Source organism: Brevundimonas sp. P2_A6 (genome assembly GCF_056404975.1).
The window spans coordinates 1-869 of the sequence record NZ_JBFUCZ010000013.1 but is presented as its reverse complement, the minus strand read 5'-3'; the positions used below and the strand labels follow the sequence as shown (position 1 = coordinate 869).

Sequence of the window (869 nt, the reverse complement as noted above, 5' to 3'; positions counted from 1 at the left end):
CGACCCATTGCGGACACTTCGGTAGGTTGGTTGATCAGTTCATTGCCCCGTAAATCAGCGCGGCTGCCGCCCGCCAGCCTGGACTGTCAAACATAAGAGCCTCAGTCGTCTGTTCTGCGACAACTGGAAGCCCCACGAACCACCACACCGGGTGGACACGCCCCTCCACCAACCGGTCGCGGAGCATGGCGATCGGGACGAGACTGTATGCGGCGACAACCGCGAACCAGACCTCCGGTCGCGGAACGTGCGGGAACCAGTGGCGGAGGCGAAACCACGCCGGCCAGAGCACGACGATGGTCGCAAGGAGCATCAGTCGCTTGTGCGTCGCCGCATGTCGGCGAAACGTGATCGCCGCAGCGACCAAAGCCAGAAACATCGTCATGGCGGTGATGACGCCGAGCAGGCTCGACACAGCAGTCGAACCAAGCCCCGCGGCGAGGTCTCGCTCGACCACGAAAAGGCCGACAGGGACAGCCGTAGCGGCCACCGTGATAGCGATCAGCACGCCAACCATGCCCATGCGGATGTGCAGGTCGTACCGACCAGCACGGATAAGAGTAGGCTGCAGCAGGAACAACAGCACCCATACAAACGCTGCGGCGCCATGCACGTAGATCACGACCGGGGCCTGAAAGGTCCCGGCGGCCAGTGGCGCGAAGAACGTTTTGGAAAAGCCGGCCAGCACCACCGTCAAAGCGATCAGCGCCATTCCAATATAGAAGCGGGTAGGCTTGCTCGCTGCCTCAACATCCATTGGCGTAATTCCCCTGAAGCAAAGCTGCCACGCGCGGAGGGTCCGTGTCGATCACCCGTTTAGCAGTGCACCTTCGCTTTGACCCACTATTTGGATGTCCGCTTTCCACCCA

General features: G+C 61.6%; 1 protein-coding gene. It reads right to left on the bottom strand.

Annotated elements, in window-relative coordinates:
- Window positions 1–34 precede the first annotated feature (34 nt).
- A complete protein-coding gene (locus AC1DW4_RS15055; RefSeq protein WP_477018069.1) occupies window positions 35–712 on the bottom strand; it encodes a hypothetical protein in 678 nt (225 codons plus the stop codon).
- Window positions 713–869: the final 157 nt, after the last annotated feature.

What these genes read in the sequence shown, in the direction of transcription:
- AC1DW4_RS15055 (WP_477018069.1), bottom strand. Translation starts at nt 712, where the DNA reads ATGGCGCTGATCGCTTTGACGGTGGTGCTGGCCGGCTTTTCCAAAACG.